This is a genomic window from Rhizobium sp. PP-CC-3G-465 (genome assembly GCF_004343445.1).
In the GTDB taxonomy this organism is placed as follows: Bacteria; Pseudomonadota; Alphaproteobacteria; order Rhizobiales; family Rhizobiaceae; genus Ferranicluibacter; species Ferranicluibacter rubi.
This window is the reverse complement of sequence record NZ_SLYH01000013.1, coordinates 1-20488: the sequence shown is the minus strand read 5'-3', so window position 1 is coordinate 20488 and position 20488 is coordinate 1. Positions and strand designations below refer to the sequence as shown.

Below are 20488 nucleotides of genomic sequence, written 5' to 3'. Positions count from 1 at the left end.
TGGACCTACCCCGTCAGGCAGCAGGGGTTAACAAACCACTCCCATCCCCCGCATCCTGTTTTTTACGGCGGTACAGGGCCTGATCGGCGTGCCGCATCAATGCCTGTAGTGTTTGACCATCCTGGGGATAGAGGCTGATCCCCAGACTAGAACCGATGCTAAGATTGGTCCCCTCGTAGCGGAATGGCGTGGCGAGTGCCTCGTGGATCCTCCGACAGACTGCTTCCGCCTCACCGGCGTCCGGTAGTCGGGACAAAAGAACCATGAATTCGTCACCGCCAACGCGCCCCACAAGATCGGTATCGCGTACCGATTCCCGGAGCTTGGCCGCAACCATCTTCAGGATTTCGTCCCCAGCCTCGTGCCCGAGCTGGTCATTGACTGGCTTGAAGCCGTCGAGGTCAACCAGTATTACCGCCATCGTTAACGGCTGGGTTTTGCTTCGACAGCCAACTTCGATTTGCCACCTGTCTTGAAGCGCCCGGCGGTTTGCAAGCTCTGTCAGCGGATCTTCGAACGCGATCCGGCGCATTGCGTCTTCGGCGAGCTTGCGGTCCGAAATGTCTTCAAAGGTGGCCACACCGATCCCGATGTCCCAGAGAAGCATACCCCGATGTTGTGTCGTCCGGAATAAGCCCCCTGCGCATCGCACGCGTATTTCATGCGGCTCGATCTCCTGTACGCCAGACTGTCTGCCTTGCCACAGTGCCGCCCAGCGACGGCGGGCCGCGGTCTGCTCTAACTTGCTCTTGTATACTTCCGCAATCCATTGATCGACGGTGGCAAAGTGCTTCTCCTCGTAGCCGAATAGGCGCATGAAGGCGCGATTGACAAATTGTATTTTGCCATCGGGCAAGGTGGCCCAGGACAGCGCGATCGGTAGAGCGTCGAGAATAACATGAAGATCGCGAAACGACGCAGCGTCGAACTGGTTCGCGCGCTTGAGCAGCTCTTGCATGCATCCTCCTAAGTACGGGTGGTGCTGTCGACAATATTCGACGAGCGCCGCCATAAAACAGAATAAGACTATGCTACTTAAGCGTTAATTATCCCCAATTTTGACGTAAAGAAATTTAAGGAAGCGTTTGACTGCTTTTGAGCGTAGAGAGCGGCCATCAAAGCTTGAGGTGGTCAACCCGCCACAAATTGAGACGCCGCTCTCTTCTATTTCTCAATTTGAGGAAAGGACGTTTCACGAACACTGTTCGAGCAGCGGTTCCCTATTGCAGATTGAGAAGTACTCAACCTTGGGCCGAACTGCCTAGGCGCTCTTTCTCAGCGCTACGATTTTTTTACAATTGTACCAAGAAATAATCAGCAGGCCGCAGCTTCTCGGTCAGGAGGCTTCTTCATCCATGCAACGCCGCAAAACCAACGCTAAAGCGCCAGAACGTGAAGAACTCGAGCGACAGCTTGAAGCCCTCCAGCGTGATGTCCGCCAGTTGCAACTCGAGCATGATCTCCTAAAGAAGGCCAATGAACTGCTAAAAAAAGGCCTGGGCGTCGATCTGCAGATCCTGAGTAATCGGGAGAAGACACAGCTGGTTGACGCCCTTAGGAATATCTATCGAGTGCCGGAACTGCTTGCCCAATTGGGCTTGGCGCGCAGCTCCTACTTCTACCACAGGATCCGTGCGGGCCTGGCAGACAAATATGTCGCCATCCGCCGCAGCATGACGGAAATCTTTGAAACGAACCATCGTTGTTACGGCTATCGCAGACTACAGGCGTCGTTGGCCAGGCAGAGCGTGAAAATCTCGGAAAAGGTGGTCCAGCGCTTAATGAAGCAGGAGCAACTGGTGGTCGCAAGACCACGTCGAAAGCGTTTCGGATCCTATATGGGAGAAAGCAGTCCGGCGCCCGAGAACATAATCAATCGCGACTTCCATGCGAATGCGCCGAACGTGAAGTGGCTGACAGACATCACCGAGTTCCAGATCCCAGCTGGGAAGGTCTACCTTTCGCCTATCATCGACTGCTTCGACGGCATGGTCATCAGTTGGTCGATTGGAACGCAACCTGATGCACAGCTGGTCAACACCATGCTGGATGCAGCCATTGTGACCGTGACCGAAGTAGAAGAACGGCCAATCGTTCATTCCGATCGCGGAGCTCATTATCGCTGGCCAGGCTGGCTAACCCGGATCAGCGAAGCGAAACTGGTTCGTTCGATGTCCCGAAAGGGTTGCTCGCAAGACAACGCCGCGTGCGAAGGCTTCTTCGGCCGGTTGAAAAACGAACTCTTCTATCCTCGGGAGTGGAAGGCCATGACGATCGAACAGTTCGTTGGCGAGGTGGATGCCTATATCTGCTGGTACAATGAGAAGCGCATCAAGATATCGCTGGGCTCACTCAGCCCGGTCGAATATCGTAAAGTCTCGGCCTGATCTTATGAAACAGTCCAACTTTTTATCCGCACCCCCTTCTGGGGAAAATTCACGCGGTATTGACACGCTTGGCAGAAACAGGGTCGTTGCTTGACCGAACCCATGCCAGATAGGCGTCTGTGGGGCGCGAGTCGGGTTCAAAACTGCTGGCATGTGTACCATGGTGGCACTGGGAACGCTTAGTGTTGCCTCCTTCTACGACGATGCCTCGGTCAGGCTGATAGTCGTTCCAGCATTGACGTCGTATCCAAAGCGTACTCCGCCCTGTTCCAAAGCCTCGCGGATAGCTTCCATATGATGGAGCCTGATAGCTTTCCCGGTGTCGTGTTCCAGGCGACGAATTGTCGAGATTGACACTTCGGCTTTTGCTGACAGATCCTCAATGCTCCAATTTAAAAGCGCCCGTGCGGCACGGATTTGGGCGGCCTTCAATGACATGGCCTTGTCGTCAACTGTGCCGCCGTCAGTGGCATTGCGGGCTGCGGTTGCTATAAGAAGGCCAATCCACTCGCGTACGCTACCGTTCGGATTTAGGACCGGCGCACCGCGCACCAGATAAGGGCGGTAAATACCGTCTATACACTGGACGTGGAGGTCGATGGCATAGGGACGGCCGGTCGAGATGCACTCTGCCCAAAGGAGACGCGCTGCTTCGCGCTCAGCTGGGTGAATTGCGGCCAACCATCCCCAGGCGTCGGCCTCGGCTAAAGTTTGCCCTGAAAGCTCTTCCCAATTCCGCAAAGAGATGATCTTGCCATTTGGTAGCATACGCCACTTGACTGCGGCCATCGCCGCGATGAGGCTTCGGTAGCTATGCCACCCCTCCTCGACGGCTATTCGCGCCTCGTGCTGTTCGGTGACATCGATGATCAACCCGACAGCGCGTGTCGGGACCCCTACGGCATCAACGATGACCTCGGCTTTGTTCTGGATCCATCGCAGGGTCTGATCGGGGCGGATAACTCGAAACTCCCTATTGATCGCTTGGCCGGACTGAATTGTGATCAGCATATCCGAGTTGAGATCGCGATCGTCGGGATGCATCATCTTCACAAGGTCAGAAAATTCCAGCATCCTCGACGGCTCGAGTCCCAGGCAGCGATACAGTCCCACCGAGCCAACGATATGACTGTTCGCAAAGTCCAAAGACCAAAAGCCGATCTGGCCTTGATCTTCCACGAGCTTTAGGAAATGCCGCGAAGAAATGCCCGACATTCGTCGGAGGCTTTCCGAGTTTTCATCATTCGTCTGACCGGCTGAGTAGCCCTGCACAATGCCCGTCGTCTGCATATGACCCTCGTCGCTTTGGTTACGTTAAGCTTCAAAAGCTGAGGCCCTGAACGATTTCCGTCCATTTCTTAACTGGAATTGCCGGTCCAGTTCCTCAACTGAGCGCTTTTCGCCTGATTGAGAAACGGTTGGAGTCTACTTCACAACCCTATGATAATGCAAAATAAAACTCTTATGTGGGAATCTCTGGGTGAGAACACGACCTAGCTGATCGGCGTTTAAAAAACGTTCCAATGGCGGTCACTGAGCGAAGTAGCGGTCTAAAAGCAACATGACGTATGCTGTTGGATTCTGGAATTTGAACCAGAGATGAGCACGCAAAAAGGCTGATGCCAACGGGATATCATCCCATGAACAGGAAGATCTATTCGCTCTACGTCGAGGTTCGTTGAGAGCGAGCTAAAGAAACAAGAACGAGCACGACGTAGTCAGGGCATCAGGTTGCTTAAGAGGGAAGTTTGAGGGTCGCCTTCCTCAAAACCCGCATTCTAACTCTGATTATTCAATCCACTTTTCCTCGGAGAAAGCCATGGCCAACCATTCCAGCTTGCGGACCACCCTTCAAACCCCTGTCGCATTGGACAATACGTCCTCGATGAACCAAGATGTCGACCGGCGCCTCGAATTCATGGAAATTGATGCGGCGGGCCTCGCCAGTATTCGCTCGCTCAAGACCCTAGTCGACCGGGAACTCCCTCATGGCCTCGATAAATTCTATGCCCAGCTTCGCAAAAGTCCTGAAGTCCGGCGGTTTTTCTCTTCAGAAGATCATATTGCCAGAGCCAAAGGGGCACAGCAGGGACACTGGAACAGTATTTCCGGCGGCAACTTCGATGAAGAGTATGTCAACAAAGTCCGGACGATCGGTTCGGTTCACGCCCGCATCGGCCTCGAACCAAGGTGGTACATCGGCGGCTATGCGATCATTCTTGACCACCTTATCAAAAGTGCCGTGGAAGAGACGTTCCCCAAGAGCGGCATCTTCTCCAGAAATCGGACACAGGCAGCGGATTTCGGAAAGGCGATTGCCAGCCTGGTGAAAGCTGTCCTGCTTGACATGGATCTGGCAATCTCAATCTATATTGAGGAGGCCGAAGTCGCTAAGCAGAAAGCGCAGGCGGATGCGATCGCTGCCGAACAAAAACGGGTCTCGGATTGCTTCGGCAAAGCCATGTCAGCCATCGTCGAGAAAGATGTCAGCTATCGCATCACCGATGACCTGCCGGATGCCTATCATCCCTTACGCGACGATTTCAATCATGCCCTTGAGCAACTCTCCGCGACGATCCGACAGATCGGCACCAGCGCCTCGGAAATTCATTCCGGCGCAGAACAGGTTCGCGTCGCGGCGGACGACCTCGCCAGACGTACCGAGCAACAGGCTGCTTCCATCGAAGAAACAGCTGCCGCGCTTGAGGAGATCACCACCGCGGTCACGGATTCGAGCCGTCGTGCAGAAGAAGCGGGGCAGCTTGTCACAAAGGCACGCACCGGGGCTGAAATGTCAGGTCGGATCGTGCAGCAGGCGGTGGCCGCTATGGGTATGATCGATACATCATCGCAAGAAATATCAAGCATCATCGGGGTGATTGACGAAATCGCCTTCCAGACAAACCTTCTTGCCCTGAATGCCGGCGTGGAGGCTGCGCGGGCAGGCGACGCCGGAAGAGGCTTTGCTGTCGTCGCTCATGAGGTTCGCGAGCTTGCGCAACGCTCCGCCAGAGCCGCAAAGGACATCAAGAGATTGATCACCACCTCCTCTCAACAGGTCAAAGCCGGAGTGTCACTGGTCGAGGAGACCGGTGGTGCGCTTGTCGCTATCATCAACGAAGTCCAGGAAATCGACCACCATATCGGCTCGATCGTCGTGGCCGCCCGGGAACAGTCAACCGCGCTTCATGGTATCAACAGCGCCGTCAACAGCATGGACCAAAGCACACAGCAGAATGCCGCGATGGTGGAGCAGTCCACCGCTGCCAGTCACGCATTGGTCGATGAGGTCTCCCGAATCTCGCGGATGCTGAGCGCATTTAAGACTGGCAAGGCGTCGGTGCGCCATGCTCCCCAGGAACACACCTACTTGCAGACAAAACCACAAATCTCCCCGGCACACGATCTGCAGGCAAAAGTCGCTAGGGCCTATCCCACTCATGACAATACCTAATCGCAGGCACTTCAGCTATCAGATCCTTGAAAGGGCGATCCATGGGAAAAGTTATCATGTTTGCTACACATAGTTCTGGCCGATTGTCATCCTCTCGAGCACCCGTACCTCCGGCCGCTTGTCTGGTCGACGCTGACGAATTGCTGGCGACTGCCGTCAAATTGCGGGACCATTGGGTGGTCGTCACGGAACAACTGGAAACCATTCGACAACAACTTGTTACTTCCTAGTTGAGGGGCTTTCGGGTTTTCGTCGCGCGCACCTTCCGGTTCACAAGTGCGGATATCTTTGAGCGTAGGGTATCCAATGACTCGTCAAACAAGCGTCCACCCAGGAGCAGTTGCCTTATCTTGGCAATGTAGCCAACTTTGCCTGTCGCTTGCTCCTGTTATAAAACTGTAACAAAAATTTAAGTGAGTAATTATATACTGAAGCTACCAACGGGTTTAAGCCGTCAATTCCGCAATCAGTAGAATGAATTCTATTTGCTGTTAACGCTGGAACGAGAAGCATGATGGCTTCCTGTCTCTGCTTCAGGAAACAAACATGGCCTATGCACTTACTCCTACACGTATCAGCTCGAAGTTGACGGCGATGTCCGTCGTTGGCATCATCATGGTCATCGGAATGTTGGTGTCTGTCGGGTTGGGAAACCAGTCCGTCAACCGCAGTTCGGATTTCGGGCGCAAGCAATTGGTCATCTCCCGCGATCTGGTGGATGCCAAAGCCTCGATGCGGGGGATGATTGTTGGCATGCTTGACCTGCGTCTGGCCCAGTCGCCGGACGAAGCTGGCGAGGCGAGAGACTTCGCCCTGAAGCGCCACGCTTCGGCTGAAAAATATCTGAACGAAGCACTTGCGTCGATGACGTTGCAGGCAAACATTGATCGCACCCGAAAAATCCTTGATCTGAGCAACAACTGGAAGGTGACGTTCGAGGCCTTCTCGAGACGGATCGATGAAAAGCTCGCGTCGTCCGCCGTGGACGTCACCACGACGCTTGCGAGCGAACGCAGCGATGCAGCGCAGATGAGTGGCATGACAGACGAGATGAGCAAGCTTCTCGACGAAAATGTCGATGCCGCCAAAAAGCGCGCTGATGCGGCCGGGGTTCAAATGGACAGCGCTCAAAGCATGGCGGTTCAAATCAGCCTGGGCATCGGAATGCTGGTTGTCCTGACGCTTGTCGGATCGGCCGTGTTTGGTGCCAGGGCTATCGCGCAACCGATTGGCCATCTGACCCGCAGTATGGCAACACTTGCTGGTGGCGATCTCGCAAGCGCCATTCCGTCGGCCGATCGCCGTGACGAGATCGGGGAGATGGCCCGCGCTGTCGAAGTGTTCAAGCAGAACGGCATCAAGGTCCGTGACCTGAATGCCCAGGAAGCGGCTCTTCAGGCGAAAAGCGCTGATCTTCAGTCCACTATCGGCATTGTTGTTGCCGCTGCTGTTGCTGGTGACTTTACGCAACGCATCGACAAGGACTATGCCAATCCCGATCTCAACAGGTTTGCAAAAAGCGTGAACGAGCTGGTTACATCGGTCGATATGGGCGTTGCCGAAACGCGACGCGTCGTCGCGGCTCTCGCTGAAGGCGACCTTACGGAAGAGATGCAAGGTGATTTTCAGGGGGCGTTTTATGAACTGCAGCAAAACGTTAACACCACAATGTCGAACCTAAAGGCCGTTCTTGCTGAAGTGAAGTTCGCGATCGACACAATCAGCGGGGGCACGGGTGAGTTGCGTGCCGCCTCCGACGATCTGTCGAGGCGCACAGAACAACAGGCTGCATCGCTCGAGGAAACCTCCGCAGCGCTCGAAGAGATCACGTCCGCTGTCAAAAATTCCACGGACAGGTCGCTTGAGGCCAGCCATATGGTGGACGAGGCCCGCCGGAGCACAGAGCAGTCGAGCGCTGTGGTCCGGGACGCGGTTTCGGCGATGGGCAGGATCGAAAATGCCTCGACTGAAATCGGTCAGATCATAAACGTGATTGACGAGATCGCTTTCCAGACCAATTTGCTTGCCCTCAATGCTGGCGTTGAGGCGGCCCGTGCTGGCGACGCAGGCAAGGGCTTTGCCGTTGTGGCGCAGGAAGTCCGCGAACTTGCCCAGCGCTCGGCTGGTGCGGCGAAGGACATCAAGACATTGATCCATCGCTCTAGCGAGGAGGTACAGTCTGGCGTGAAGCTGGTCACAGCCACGGGAGAGGCGTTGTCGCTCATCGCAAGCCACGTAGTGAAGATCAACGACCATGTTCATTCGATCGCCATCGCGTCCAGGGAGCAGTCGACCGGACTGGCCGAGGTCAACACTTCCGTCAACCAGATGGACCAGATGACCCAGCAGAATGCGGCTATGGTGGAACAGTCCACGGCGGGAACCAACAGGCTTGATGACGAGGTCTCGACGCTCGCGCGCCTGATCTCCAGGTTCAAATTGGAAAAGGTCGGTCACCCGGCACAGTCCAGCCAGCAAAACCGGGCGGCGGCGCAGGGCGGCGGGTCGGGCTGGAAAAAGGCTGCGGCTGCTTGAGGGCCAGTGTCTCCGCTATGAAGCGATTCTGGGTTTGCCAAGCCTGTCGAATAACTACGGTAAGGTCTCTTAAAACAATTGGAATATAGCGACCGCTGAAATGCACATGCTCGAGGAAAAGGTGTGGGCGCAGCGGTCGTAGCGGGTGTGAATGCGCCGCTAGTGCTGGAGCCGGCTCGGCAACTTCATCGCGCGACTGCGAAGAACGTGTGAACGACAAGCCTCGGCGGTGTCGCAATCCGTCGCTTTCTATGTGGCGGCTTTCTTGCGGCGCTGGCCGAGGCCCAGCTCGCGAGCAAGACGTGACCGTGCTTCTGCATAGGCCGGAGCGACCGTCGGATAGTCTGCAGGCAACGCCCACTTTTCGCGATACTCGTCCGGGGAAATGGAATGATGCGTCATCAGGTGACGTTTCAGCGACTTGAACCCGTTCCCGCATTCCAGGCAGGTGATCTGGTCGTCCTGCAGCGACTTTCGCACAGAGACGGCCGGTTTTTGCTTCTCCGCAGCGGCTGGCGGGAGGACCTCGACGGAGGTGGTGTTGAGGGCGGTATGGACGTCGGCAATAAGGACTGCCAGTTCGGAGGCGGGAATGACATGCTTGCTAACATAGGCGGCGACGATTTTTGCCGTGAGTTTGACAAGCAGTTCGGTATCGGAAACGGTTGAGGCTATAGCTTCGTCCATGCCACATCTCCTTTTATGGGACGGTCATGTCATTTCATCTCATGACAGGTGGCGCAACCGTTTTTGGTCACCCGGCAGTCGCTCCGAGGAGGCCAACAACAGGCGCTGAACGGCGTGGAGTGGACGAGCGAGGAACAGTTGCTGATCAGAAGCGCAGAATATCGTCAGGGGACTGTGCGGTCAGCCGCGCCGGGAGACGAGCCGTTGAAATCTCGTTCCTCCAAAGAGGTTTACAATGAAATGAACCGTTTCATTTGCATCGCAAGCTAAGGGCGGTGTCAAAGCCGAAGCGGTCGTTCATGGGAAGGACTGGATCAGTTCACCGATCAGCCAGGCACGGAACAGACGCACCTTCTCCGTCCGGCAGGATGCTGGTGTCGTGACCAGCCAATAGGCGATGCCGCTGTCGATCGCGGTTTCGAATGGCCTGACGATTCGTCCGTCGGCAAGGGCATCGGCAACTAGGATCGACCAGCCAAGCATGACGCCCTGGCCGGCCGTGACCGCACCGAATGCCAGCAGGGGGTCGGTAAAGGATGGGCCGTTGATTGCAAACTTCGCATCCAGACCTGCCTTTTCAAACCACAATTTCCAAGAGAAAGCGGTTCCTTCATCGAAGAGCACGGGCACGCGCGCCAAGTCCGTGGGTTGTTTCAGCGATCCTGCGAGCGTCGGGGCACAGATCGGAAACGCCTGCTGATCGACGAGTTTTTCCACTTTGACGTCAGGCCATGCGCCGGTGCCAAGGCGTATGCCGAGATCGATATCGCTGCGAGCAAAGTCGATGAGCTTGCTCGTTGCCACGAAGCGCAACTGATAGTGCGGATGGAGGGCGGAAAACCGGCCCAATCGCGGCACTAGCCAACTGGCGGCAAAAGCCGAGCCGGCAGTGATCGTCAGGATATTCTCGTCGGACAGTCGCGCGCTCTTGATCGCCTCGGCGATCTGCCGGCTCGCGGACGTCAGCGCCGGCAGCATCTTCTGGCCCGCCAGTGTCAGCGTCAGGCCGTTTGCGCTGCGCTGGAAGATCGGCACCCCGATCTGCGCTTCAGCCTTCTTGATCTGCTGGCTGACTGCGCCTGGACTGACATGCATTTCTGCCGCAGCGGCCAACACCGTGCCCTGCCGAGCTACCGTTTCCAGCGCCAGTAGGGCATTCATATCCACGCCTGAAATAGAAGCCAATTTAGAAATCCTAATTCTGAAGTTAGAAATAAAGCATCGATATCGCTGCAATCAGGAACTATTGTCAAATTTGAAAATTTAAATTCTAATGGTTGGAGAGCTTCCGTGAACGTCCATCCGACCTCCGGACCCGTCGCAAGCGATATGCCGCCCGCAACTGTTGCGAGCCTCTTCTCGACGCTTCGTCTCAATTCGACACTGACACTTAGCAACAGAATCGTGCTGGCGCCCTGCACCCGCAATCGTTCCGAACTCGATTTCGCTCCGGCGCCTAGTGCCATCGAGCACTATGCCTCGCGCGCCGCAGCGGGCCTGCTGATCACCGAGGGCACGCTTGTCGCGCCGGAGGCGAGGGGTGGCGCTGGCATTCCTGGTCTCTATCTCGATTCCCACATCCGCCGCTGGGCTGAGGTCACCGATGCCGTGCATGAGCGAGGTGGCTTGATCTTCACTCAGCTCTGGCACATGGGACGCATGGCCCATTCCTTCTACAGCGGCGCGCCCGCTCTCGCACCATCTGCCGTGTTCGACGATGGCAGAAGGCACGGAGAGCGCTATTATGTTTTCAACAACGAGCCGCCGCTCGAGATGTCGGACTTGCAGGCTAAATCCGCGATCCAGGCCTTTGCGCAGGCTGCAACCAATGCCCGCCGTGCTGGGTTCGACGGCGTGGAACTGCACGGTGCTAACAGCTATCTTATCGACCAGTTTCTCAAGCAGCATACCAACCGCCGTACCGACCGATGGGGCGGAAGCCTGGAGAACCGAGCGCGCTTTCTACTCGACGTCTTCGACGCCTGCGCTGAGGAGATCGGCGCGGACCGGATCGGCATTCGCCTGTCACCTGCCGACTACATGTCCGAGATGCTTCACATAGAAGGCGATCAGGACACGCTGGTGTTCGCTCTGGGTGAACTCGAAAAGCGACGAGCCGCCTATGTCCATGTCGGCATCGAAGAAGATGTCGTCTATGACTATCTCAGAGAAACTGCAACGCAGTTTCTCCGTCGCCACTACGGCGGCATCCTGATCGGCAACGGAAGCTATACGCCCGAGCTTGCGGCAAATGCTATAAGCCGCGGCGAAGCAGAGCTGTTTTCTTTCGGTCGTTCCTATCTTGCCAATGCTGACATAGTTTTTAAGATTAAACAGGGTTTACCGTTGGCGCAGTATTCGAGATCAATCTACGACTCTATGGAGTAGTCGCCGCAGCGGATCGAGTCCATTAGACAGTGTTTCACACTGTATTGCCAGCATCTGCCGGAAGAAGGCATCCTCTATCTCGGCGGCAGGCTAGGCGGCAATCTCGGCAAATTTTACCATCTCACTCATCTGCGAGTCGAGAGCCTCAATGTCCGCATCAAACTCGATGTTGCGATAAATGTCATCAGCTTCTTCCATTGCATTCAACGACAGAACCTCTCCAAGCTCCAGCACGAAGCGGGCTAGAATTACGAAGATCACGATATTTGCGCCGGTACTGACTTGCATTGGGAAAGGGTGAAAACTTCGATCGTGAAACAGACACGGGCAAACTGCAATGTCGCTCTTTTTGCCTCGGCAGGTGATGGAAACCGGCCCTCGAACATGAAGCTGCGGGCAAGGCCGAAGAGCGTTTCGGCTACAATCGAAGCTGAGCCGCCAGGGCCAGCGGCAGACGACGCGACGCGATCACCCAGCACAACATCGCGAACCACTAGCCGGCCAGCCCCATCACCAACACCCGTGCGATAAATTGCACGATTTCCGTAGTGGACGCCTTGTCCGCGAGGTCGAACGAGGCCAGTGGCAACAGAAAGAGGCTTTCGGATGCCGCGCCGATGCCTTGTAGTCCTGTCCATGGCAGAATAGGCGCCCCGGTAGAGCACGGCCTTGAGACATGTGGGAACGCCGCCGACCCATTTGGCAGGCGGAAGTGGCCGCTACGGACGAAACAACTGCACTGGACCGACTGTAACAAATCGTAAAAAATCAACATGCCGGTCACGGGCGGCGCTGAATAAACTCGCAGCAGTGATCGTCTGCAAGGTGCCGACGGCTAACATCGGCGCATCCCATGACACGTCAAAGTCAGCTTAATTCCATCATTCGGCGCTCAACGAAGTCCGTTCTGATTTCAGCGCTGTTTTCATCGATGACGCTCTCCTCAGCCGGGGGTTCGATGGCCCAGCTAGTCAAGACAGTCACAGTAGGCGCGGCCGAACGCGCAACTGTTTACGACCACGTCGCGGTGGTTGGAACTCTGATCGCGAAAGAGGAAATGAGGGTCAACGCACTCATCGAGGGCAAGGAGATTAGGCAAATCCTTGTGGAGGCAGGTGATGTTGTTAGAAAAGGCCAGCCGCTGGCATTGCTGGATGTGGCGCAGGCAGAGCTTCTGCTTGAGAGAAACACTGTCCAGTTGTCACGCGTTGCGGTAGCCGTAGCTCAGGAAAACAGTCGCATCGACGTTGCCTCTGTTACAGCGCGCGAAACCCGCAAGGCCGTGGAGCGAAGCCGGTCTCTTTTCGGAAAAGGTGTCGTGTCCCAGCAGCTCCTGGATGAACACGAAAACGCCTTTTCACGGGCGAAGTCGCAGCTTGAAATGGCACAGCAAGCCTTGACGCTGGCTGAGGCCGATCGAAAACTGGTCGAGCTTGAGCGGTCCGAAATTGCTTTGACGATCGAGCGCAGCACCGTCCGGGCGACGGCATCGGGCCTCATCCTGATCCGCAACGCGCGTGTGGGAAGCGTTACGTCGCCTTCGGGTGATCCATTGTTTTCCATGGCACAGGACAGTCTGGTCGAGGTGGAAGCCAGTGTCAGCGAAGCGAGCTTTATTCGCCTGAAGGAAGGAATGGGCGCTGAGATAATTGTTCCAGGAAGAACCGGCCCGATCCATGGCCGTGTCCGGTTGAGCGCAGCGCGGATCGACCCTGGCACCAGGATGGGGTTGGTGCGGGTGGAACTCGTCCAGGGGCAGGGTCTGGTTCCAGGCGCGTTCGTCTACGGTCGCATCGAGACGGGTCAACGGTCGAATGTTGTTGTCCCGGCCACAGCGGTCAGAAGCCAGGATGGCAAGTCCAGTGTCTTCGTGGTCGAAAACGACCTAGTGCGCGCTCGAAGCGTTACCTTGGGCTCTCCGGCGGGTAGCACGATAGAATTGCTCTCTGGTGTCAAGGATGGCGAGATCGTCGTCATTAGATCGGGTAGCTTCCTCAAAGCGGGCGAAAAGATCCTGGCCGTTCGCAGCACAGATCCCGAAGCTGACAAACTCTCCTTCCTGAAGATCGATGGTGGTGCCGCGCGATGAACATGAACATTTCCGCGTGGGCTATCCGCAATCCTCTCCCGTCGATCCTGCTCTTCGTCGGCCTTACGATTGCCGGGATATACAGTTTTACGAAATTGCCGATCACATATTTTCCGGCCATTAATGTACCCCTTGTTACCGTCACGATCGAACAGGCCGGGGTCAAGCCAAGCGAGCTTGAGACTGAGGTGACAAGGCTCGTCGAGAACGCGGTTGCCTCTCTGACAGGTGTTGACGAGATCACATCCACCATCACCGAAGGTCGATCGACAACAAGAGTTGCGTTCGAACTGGGCGTGGTCTCGACCGACCGCGCTGTCACCGACGTTCGAGATGCCATCACAAAAATCAGATCCGACCTGCCGGACACGATCAATGAGCCGATCATCGAACGGATGGAGCAGGAATCACAGGCTGTCGTCACTTATGCCGTCTCTGGAGAAGCGATGAGCAAGGCGGATATCTCATGGTTCATCGATGACAAGCTTATCCGGGAGTTGCAGGGCGTAGCAGGTGTCGGCCGGATTGATCGCATCGGTGGCACAGATCGCGAGATCCATGTGGAACTGGATCCGAACCGCCTTCATGCGTATTCCCTGACGGCGAGCACGGTGAACGAAAGTTTGATGCGGACCCAACTGGACGTATCGGGCGGACGAAGTGAACTCAATGGCCGTGAGCAGGCGCTGACGACGGAAGCAGCGGTCGATACGGTCGACGACCTTGCAGGGCTTCGGGTTGCGACCCCCGGGAACCGCCATATTCTCCTTGGCGAGCTTGGCAAGATTTCGGACACGGTGGCCGAACCTCGCGATTTTGCGACTCTGGATGGCTCAGACGTGGTCGGATTTTCCATATTCAAATCGCTTGGTGCAAGTGACGTTGCCGTGGCCGCAGCGGTGGCCGAAGCGCTGCAGACTTTTGGATCGCAATATCCCCTCGTAAAAGTTCAGGTTGTCGACGACAGCGTGAGCTTCACGGCGGGCAACTACCAGTCGGCAATCAATACGCTCCTTGAGGGCGCAGCCCTCGCGGTCATGGTCGTTTTCCTTTTCCTGCACGACTGGCGTGCGACACTTGTGGCCGCTGTCGCCCTGCCGCTGTCGATCCTCCCGACATTCTCTGCCATCAGCATGCTCGGTTTCTCCCTGAACATCCTGAGCCTGCTTGCCATTACGCTGGTCACGGGCATCCTTGTCGATGATGCGATCGTCGAAATCGAGAATGTCGTTCGACATCGCAATATGGGCAAGTCGGCGTATCGCGCAGCGCTCGATGCGACGGGTGAAATAGGTTTGGTCGTGATCGCCATCTCGGCGACGATCATAGCCGTATTCGCGCCTGTCGGCCTGATGAAAGGCGTCGTCGGCCTCTACTTCAGGGAATTTGGTCTGACCGTTGCCATTTCGGTGTTCTTCTCCCTGATTGTCGCCCGGCTGATTACGCCGATCATGGCGGCCTACATCATGTCGAGCATTCCACCGGCTGAAAAGCCGCAAGGCTTTGCAGGGCGCATCTACGAGAAGGTGCTGAGGCTGACACTGCGGCGCAAATGGACGACCTTGGCCACCGCCGTGTCTTTCTTTGCGGTCTCCATCATGGCCCTGCTCACCGTGCCCACCGGATTTCTGCCGGAAGAGGACAAAGGCCGTCTCGCTTTGTCTGTGGAACTTCCCTCGGGATCGACCCTTGCTGAGACCCGGGCCGTCACGGACGTGATAGCCCAACGAATTCGTGGCTTAAAAGAGGTCAAGGGGGTGTTTGTGCAAGGCGGTGCCAGCCCATCCGGTGAACTGGACGTTCGCCGTGCCGCGGTTTCCATCGATCTTCTCCACAAGTCTGAACGAGAGCGATCGTCGTTTGCGGTCGAAGACGCGATAGCGAGAATGTTGTCGACGATCCCGGATGTTCGTCTCCAGTTTCTCACCGGAAGCGGAGAGCGGGAGATTACATTCGCAGTCCTCAGCACGGATGGCGACAAGGCTCAAATAGCAGCTGACGCCATCGTTGCAGAAATGGCAACCCAAGAAGGGTTTATCAATCCGTCAACGGACAACGCCGCAATGCGACCTGAGCTTAGAATGACCGTTAAGGCGGACAAAGCAGCGGTCCTTGGCGTCTCAACTGCAATGATTGCTGAAACTCTCAGAATTTCGACGATCGGTGATATCGACAGCAATCTGCCGACGTTCATCGAAAGCGGTCGGCAAATCCCTATTCGTCTGCTGCTGGCACGAGGCAGCCGCGACGATCTCGCGACGATCGAACTGCTAGGCGTGCCTACGGCCGCCGGTCAGAGCGTGCCGTTGTCAAGCTTGGTCGAGTTCGGCTTCGACGAAACGGTATCTTCCATAGACCGTCTCGATCGGGAGCGTACTGTCAAGATTGGCGCTGACATAGGCAACGGCCTTACATTGGGTCAGGCTGCTGATCGGCTGGCCAATCTCGAGACGGTCCGAACCTTGCCTGAAGGCGTGCGGACCCAGGCGACCGGGGATTCCGATACGCAGGGCGACGTGTTCAGCAATTTCATTGTGGCCATGGGTTCCGGTCTGATGCTTGTGCTCATCGTCCTGATACTGCTGTTCGGCAATGTGTTTACGCCGCTAACGATCCTTGCGGCGCTACCTTTGTCGGTGGGAGGCGTCGCGGCCGCCCTCTTTCTCACGGACACCGCGGTTTCGCTTCCCGTCGTCATCGGGATCTTGATGCTGATGGGTATCGTGACGAAGAACTCGATCATGCTGGTCGACTTCGCGGTTGAGATCGAAGCTCACGGCCATTCACGTTACGAAGCCATGGTAGAGGCCTGCAAACAGCGAGTTCGCCCGATCATCATGACGACGCTTGCAATGGTTGGTGGCATGGTGCCGTCGATGTTTGCGATAGGCGATGGCGGTGAGTTTCGCGCGCCGATGGCAATTGCAGTCTCGGGTGGACTGCTTGCCTCGACCTTGCTGTCGCTGATCGTCATTCCGGCAATCCATCTGATCGTGTCCGATCTGGGCGACTGGACTTCAACGAGGTTTCGGGGACTATTGCCTGCGCAGGAACTTGACGAACCTCACTACGGAAGCCTGACATGATACATCGTGGGGCCGCTTTGATCAGTCATGGCGCTTCGAGCGTCCCTCACGATTTGATGCGTGCCAACAGGGCCAGGGAGACATTGTTGAACACGACGAAACGCACTCCCCACATACTCATCGTCGAAGATGACCGCGAAATAGGTCAGCTACTGGCTGAAACCATGCGCGAAAATGGCATGTTAGCCACGACGGTCGAAGATGGCAGCGAAATGTTCGCCCGCATGCGGAACGTGACCTTCGATCTCATCGTCCTCGATGTCATGCTGCCTGGAGAAGATGGGATCAGCCTTTGCCGGCGTCTGCGGGCCGACAAGACGATCCCGATCATATTGATAACAGCGCTCGGTGAGGAGGTGGACAGGATCGTCGGACTGGAAGTCGGCGCCGATGACTACATCACCAAGCCGTTCAGTCCGCGGGAAGTCATTGCCCGCATCCGCAGCGCGTTGCGCCGCGCGGCCTACGGATTTGCCCCGACCGACCGCCAGACGCCCCTTCGCTTCGACGGCTGGCGCATTGATCCGATACGGCGGCAGGTGCACGATGCAACCAACGCCAGGATTGCGCTCACGACGACCGAATTCGATCTTCTTCTGGCATTTTGCCGAAACCCGGGTCGGGTGATTACGCGCGAAGAGCTTTTAACACTGACGCACTCAGGTCTTGCGGGCCCTATTGAGCGCAGCGTGGACGTCCACGTCCGGCGACTTCGTCAGAAAATTGAGGCCGACCCCTCGGATCCGGTGCTTTTGAGAACGGTGCGGCTCGGGGGATATATGTTCACAGCAACGGTCGTGGAAGCCTGATGCGTTTTCCTAGCTTTGCGGTCAAGTCGATCCGCAGCCAACTCATGCTCGTCATCGTGCTTTCAACCGTGTCGGTCATAACGTCAGGCAGGTTAATCGAACGCATGAACATGTTTGAATATGATGGCGTCGTGACTGTCGACCTCATCGGGCAACGAGCTCTGACGCTGGCTTATCTTCTGGATGGTGCCGGCGCCGATGAACGGCAGCGCATCATTTCGCGATCTGCGGAAGTCGGCATTGATATCGAGATCATCAGCAAGGCTGCTTTTCACGCGCTTCCCGCTCCGGACGGGTTTCGGTCGAATTTTGGAAATCTTCTCACGTATCTGTTTCCGACTGACGAAGCCTTACCCGATGGCGCAAAGGTTTTGATTGTCGATCGAACGCCGATGCTCTCTATGCCCGTCAACGATAGTGAGGTTCTTCTCTACAAGACTTATCCCGACAGTATTTTTACAAATGATCTCACCGGGCCGATGTTGTATTATGCGTTAGCCTTCCTAATACTTGGGATTCTTTTCTCGTTGTTTGCGATCAAGTTCCTAAGCGGCCCCTTGGCAAACATATCCACCAAGATCAAGGACACCGAGGCGTTTCTTTCCCATTCTACACCCCTGCCGGAAGAAGGGAGTGAGGAAATCGTAGACCTAGCGCGGGCTCTCAACAACATGCGGACACGTATCCACGACATGATGCGCAGTCGAACAGCCATGCTGCGCAGCGTCAGTCACGATCTGCGTACACCCTTGACCCGCGTGCGCCTTCGGCTGGATCGAATTACAGACACTGTGGTGCGCGATCAGATACTCGCTGATGTCCAGCACATCAACGCCATGATCGATGTGACGTTGGACTACCTTCGCGATGATCGCGGTAAGGAAGTTGTCGAGCGCACCGATGTCGCGAGTATCATGCAGACGATCTGTGACGACTTCTCCGACGTTGGTGCGAAAATCAGCTACGCTGGCCCCGGTCGCCTAATCTGGCCCGGCAAGCCCATGGCGTTAACAAGGGCGGTAACGAACCTTTGCGAGAACGGCATCAAGTTCGGGGAAGAAGTCGAGATGGCGCTGAGCTTGACGCAGCAAGCGCTCTGCATCGAGGTCCGGGACATCGGCCCCGGCATACCCGAGCTCTTCAGGCAACGTGTCCTAGAGCCGTTCTTTCAGGTAGACGCGGCCAGGACCAAGAAAAGCGAACAGACCGGATTTGGGCTGGGCCTCTCGATTGTCGACGAGATCGTTCGCGATCACGGTGGTCGCGTCGAATTTGATACCAACAAGCCGACTGGGCTCGTCGTGCGATTGGTTTTTCCAAAAGCTATTTGATGGGCCAAAATCGTAGGGAGAAGGGCAATTCACTACGTTGCTACGCCGTCGCTTTCCCAAAAGGCACCCGCGTCGGTGAGCATGGAGCTGAAGGCACCTTGGTCTTAAATCCGAGATGACGGGTCTGGTATGCCGTTCATGACGGCAACAATGCCTGCGTCACAGCCACGAGCACTCCTCGCAGGGGTGGCGAACCCAACGAGTGCCTCAGTCTGGCTTTCAAGTTACAGGCGCCTGACCAGACGGGATGCCAACTCTGGTTTCCTTGAGCAGCCGTAACAAACCGTAACAAAACAACATCCCGATGACGCAGCTCACATGGCAAAACAAGAGCACCACCCGCGTCGCTGTTTTGGCATCGCGTGTAAAGGCCAAAATAATGGAGCAGAAATGCAGCCCCTGAACACAACGAGACAATTTGCCCGGTTATCCGCGATAGGGACTACTCTGGCGATGATGGCATTCTCGTTCGACGCGCTTGCCGCCGACGCTACGGATCAGGTCGCCGAGCCCGCTTTCGACAATACTCGTTTTGAACCCCAGCAAGCTGAGCCTAAATGGGGTTTGATCATCGGCGCCGGCGCGATGTACGCTCCTGAGTACGAAGGTAGCGGCGACTTTAAAGTCAGCCCCATACCGGCAGTCATCATCACCTATGGCGACTGGCTGACGATCGACCCACGCGGTGTTTCCGTAACCGTGCTTGAGCACAATGGTTTTTCGCTGGCCGGTAAGGTGGGCTACGAAATGGGCCGCGATGAAGATGACAGCAACAGGCTAAGAGGCCTCGGCGATATCGACTTTGCCGCAACCATCGGAGCGAAGGCTACCTATAAATGGGAAGGACTGGAAATTTATGCAGAACTCGACCAGACAATCAATGGGAGCGAAAGTCTGATCGGAACAGTTGGCGCTGAATACACCGCGCCCGTAAACGAAAGTTTCTTTGTGGGGGCTGGCGTATCGGCCACAGTCGCCAACGATAAGCACATGCAATCATACTTCGGTGTTACACCTGCCCAGTCGGAATTTTCTGGCCTGCGCAAGTATGAGCCGGACGCGGGTCTCAAGCGCGTCGATTTTACAGCTACAGCGACTTATATGGTCACGAAGAACTGGCTCGTTCGGGGTGAGGCGGGTTTGGGCGTTTTGATTGGCGATGCGGCAGACAGCCCGATCGTCGCGAAAAAGATCCAGCCATCGTTTATGGCGGTCGTCGGTTACAAATTTTGATTGATGCATTAAAGCTGTCGCCGCCTTTAGGAACCACGGATGAAGGTTTTCGGCGGCGGCGGCACTGACGGCGGAACCAAGGCCCGCCTTTAGGTCTCCGGGATCTGGTCGTACGAGCATGAGACTGCCTAATTATGTCGGGCGCCAGCGGCGCTTCGATCGGCATCTGGTAAGGCGTCCGATAAATCTGCACCTTGGGGCTAGTGGCGGTCATAACCCGTGAAATAAAATGTCAACAGCCGCATTCGTTCTGTCAGACCCGCGCGTCGATTATTATGTAGGAACGTACATGCGCCAACCAATCGTCCACAGCCTAGGGCCTCTTTAACGCAAGAGGCAAATCGCCCTGGTTACTGGAAGCGCACTCATTTCGGTGATCCTATTGTTTATTAAACGTGAGCGCGATGAACATCCCACCTTTTCTTTTGTGATTTTGGCCGCTTGATATGCTCCTTCATCGACAGGAGCGGAACGGAATGGTTGGAGAAG

Annotated in this window: 13 protein-coding genes and 1 pseudogene; 9 read left to right on the top strand and 5 right to left on the bottom strand. The window is 56.1% G+C overall.

All coding sequences use genetic code 11. The annotated features are described in order from the left end of the window. Window positions 1–13: 13 nt before the first annotated feature. Complete coding sequence (locus C8J33_RS23410; RefSeq protein WP_165929868.1) at window positions 14–958, bottom strand: sensor domain-containing diguanylate cyclase; 945 nt, start codon at window positions 956–958, stop codon at window positions 14–16. Between the two features lie 361 nt (window positions 959–1319). Here C8J33_RS23410 and C8J33_RS23405 point away from each other — a divergent pair. Next, window positions 1320–2387 (top strand): annotated as a pseudogene (locus C8J33_RS23405) (IS3 family transposase); the annotation flags it as partial. A 195-nt stretch (window positions 2388–2582) separates the two neighbouring features. Here C8J33_RS23405 and C8J33_RS23400 read toward each other — a convergent pair. After that, window positions 2583–3677 carry a PAS domain-containing protein gene (locus C8J33_RS23400; protein ID WP_110731347.1) on the bottom strand — a complete coding sequence of 365 codons (1095 nt, stop codon included), beginning with the start codon at window positions 3675–3677 and terminating at the stop codon, window positions 2583–2585. A gap of 529 nt (window positions 3678–4206) precedes the next feature. Here C8J33_RS23400 and C8J33_RS23395 point away from each other — a divergent pair. Then, the gene (locus tag C8J33_RS23395; RefSeq protein WP_110731346.1) at window positions 4207–5841 is read left to right on the top strand and encodes a methyl-accepting chemotaxis protein; all 1635 of its coding nucleotides are present in this window, start codon (window positions 4207–4209) and stop codon (window positions 5839–5841) included. Window positions 5842–6387: 546 nt separating this feature from the next. Further along, entirely contained in the window at window positions 6388–8376 is a 1989-nt protein-coding gene (locus tag C8J33_RS23390; protein ID WP_132665537.1) for a methyl-accepting chemotaxis protein, read from the top strand. 249 nt (window positions 8377–8625) lie between these two features. Here the strand turns inward: C8J33_RS23390 and C8J33_RS23385 are convergent, their stop codons facing one another. Beyond that, entirely contained in the window at window positions 8626–9063 is a 438-nt protein-coding gene (locus C8J33_RS23385) for a MucR family transcriptional regulator (RefSeq protein WP_132665536.1), read from the bottom strand. 297 nt (window positions 9064–9360) lie between these two features. Beyond that, the gene (locus C8J33_RS23380) at window positions 9361–10299 is read right to left on the bottom strand and encodes a LysR substrate-binding domain-containing protein (RefSeq protein WP_132449992.1); all 939 of its coding nucleotides are present in this window, start codon (window positions 10297–10299) and stop codon (window positions 9361–9363) included. Between the two features lie 54 nt (window positions 10300–10353). Here C8J33_RS23380 and C8J33_RS23375 point away from each other — a divergent pair, with 54 nt between their 5' ends. Continuing rightward, window positions 10354–11451: an alkene reductase gene (locus tag C8J33_RS23375; protein WP_132665535.1), complete on the top strand. Its 1098-nt coding sequence runs from the start codon at window positions 10354–10356 to the stop codon at window positions 11449–11451. A 90-nt stretch (window positions 11452–11541) separates the two neighbouring features. Here C8J33_RS23375 and C8J33_RS27140 read toward each other — a convergent pair whose 3' ends face one another. Then, the gene (locus C8J33_RS27140; protein WP_165906871.1) at window positions 11542–11712 is read right to left on the bottom strand and encodes a hypothetical protein; all 171 of its coding nucleotides are present in this window, start codon (window positions 11710–11712) and stop codon (window positions 11542–11544) included. A gap of 592 nt (window positions 11713–12304) precedes the next feature. On the opposite strand from C8J33_RS27140, the gene C8J33_RS23370 reads away from it, so the two are divergent. The 5 genes from C8J33_RS23370 (at window position 12305) to C8J33_RS23350 (ending at window position 19999) form a co-directional block, all read left to right on the top strand. After that, window positions 12305–13540, top strand: coding sequence for an efflux RND transporter periplasmic adaptor subunit (locus tag C8J33_RS23370; RefSeq protein ID WP_132665534.1), 1236 nt, complete (start codon window positions 12305–12307; stop codon window positions 13538–13540). After that, complete coding sequence (locus tag C8J33_RS23365; protein WP_132665533.1) at window positions 13537–16626, top strand: efflux RND transporter permease subunit; 3090 nt, start codon at window positions 13537–13539, stop codon at window positions 16624–16626. Before C8J33_RS23370 ends, C8J33_RS23365 begins: the two co-directional genes overlap by 4 nt. A 56-nt stretch (window positions 16627–16682) precedes the next feature. Next, window positions 16683–17435, top strand: coding sequence for a response regulator transcription factor (locus C8J33_RS23360; protein WP_110731167.1), 753 nt, complete (start codon window positions 16683–16685; stop codon window positions 17433–17435). Beyond that, window positions 17435–18766, top strand: coding sequence for an ATP-binding protein (locus C8J33_RS23355; RefSeq protein WP_132665532.1), 1332 nt, complete (start codon window positions 17435–17437; stop codon window positions 18764–18766). The genes C8J33_RS23360 and C8J33_RS23355 overlap by 1 nt, the downstream gene beginning before the upstream one ends. Window positions 18767–19084: 318 nt before the next feature. Next, window positions 19085–19999: a MipA/OmpV family protein gene (locus C8J33_RS23350; protein ID WP_245507264.1), complete on the top strand. Its 915-nt coding sequence runs from the start codon at window positions 19085–19087 to the stop codon at window positions 19997–19999. Window positions 20000–20488 lie beyond the last annotated feature (489 nt).

What these genes read in the sequence shown, in the direction of transcription:
- C8J33_RS23410 (WP_165929868.1), bottom strand. Translation starts at nt 958, where the DNA reads ATGCAAGAGCTGCTCAAGCGCGCGAACCAGTTCGACGCTGCGTCGTTT.
- C8J33_RS23400 (WP_110731347.1), bottom strand. Translation starts at nt 3,677, where the DNA reads ATGCAGACGACGGGCATTGTGCAGGGCTACTCAGCCGGTCAGACGAAT.
- C8J33_RS23395 (WP_110731346.1), top strand. Translation starts at nt 4,207, where the DNA reads ATGGCCAACCATTCCAGCTTGCGGACCACCCTTCAAACCCCTGTCGCA.
- C8J33_RS23390 (WP_132665537.1), top strand. Translation starts at nt 6,388, where the DNA reads ATGGCCTATGCACTTACTCCTACACGTATCAGCTCGAAGTTGACGGCG.
- C8J33_RS23385 (WP_132665536.1), bottom strand. Translation starts at nt 9,063, where the DNA reads ATGGACGAAGCTATAGCCTCAACCGTTTCCGATACCGAACTGCTTGTC.
- C8J33_RS23370 (WP_132665534.1), top strand. Translation starts at nt 12,305, where the DNA reads ATGACACGTCAAAGTCAGCTTAATTCCATCATTCGGCGCTCAACGAAG.
- C8J33_RS23365 (WP_132665533.1), top strand. Translation starts at nt 13,537, where the DNA reads ATGAACATGAACATTTCCGCGTGGGCTATCCGCAATCCTCTCCCGTCG.
- C8J33_RS23360 (WP_110731167.1), top strand. Translation starts at nt 16,683, where the DNA reads ATGCGTGCCAACAGGGCCAGGGAGACATTGTTGAACACGACGAAACGC.
- C8J33_RS23355 (WP_132665532.1), top strand. Translation starts at nt 17,435, where the DNA reads ATGCGTTTTCCTAGCTTTGCGGTCAAGTCGATCCGCAGCCAACTCATG.
- C8J33_RS23350 (WP_245507264.1), top strand. Translation starts at nt 19,085, where the DNA reads ATGGCAAAACAAGAGCACCACCCGCGTCGCTGTTTTGGCATCGCGTGT.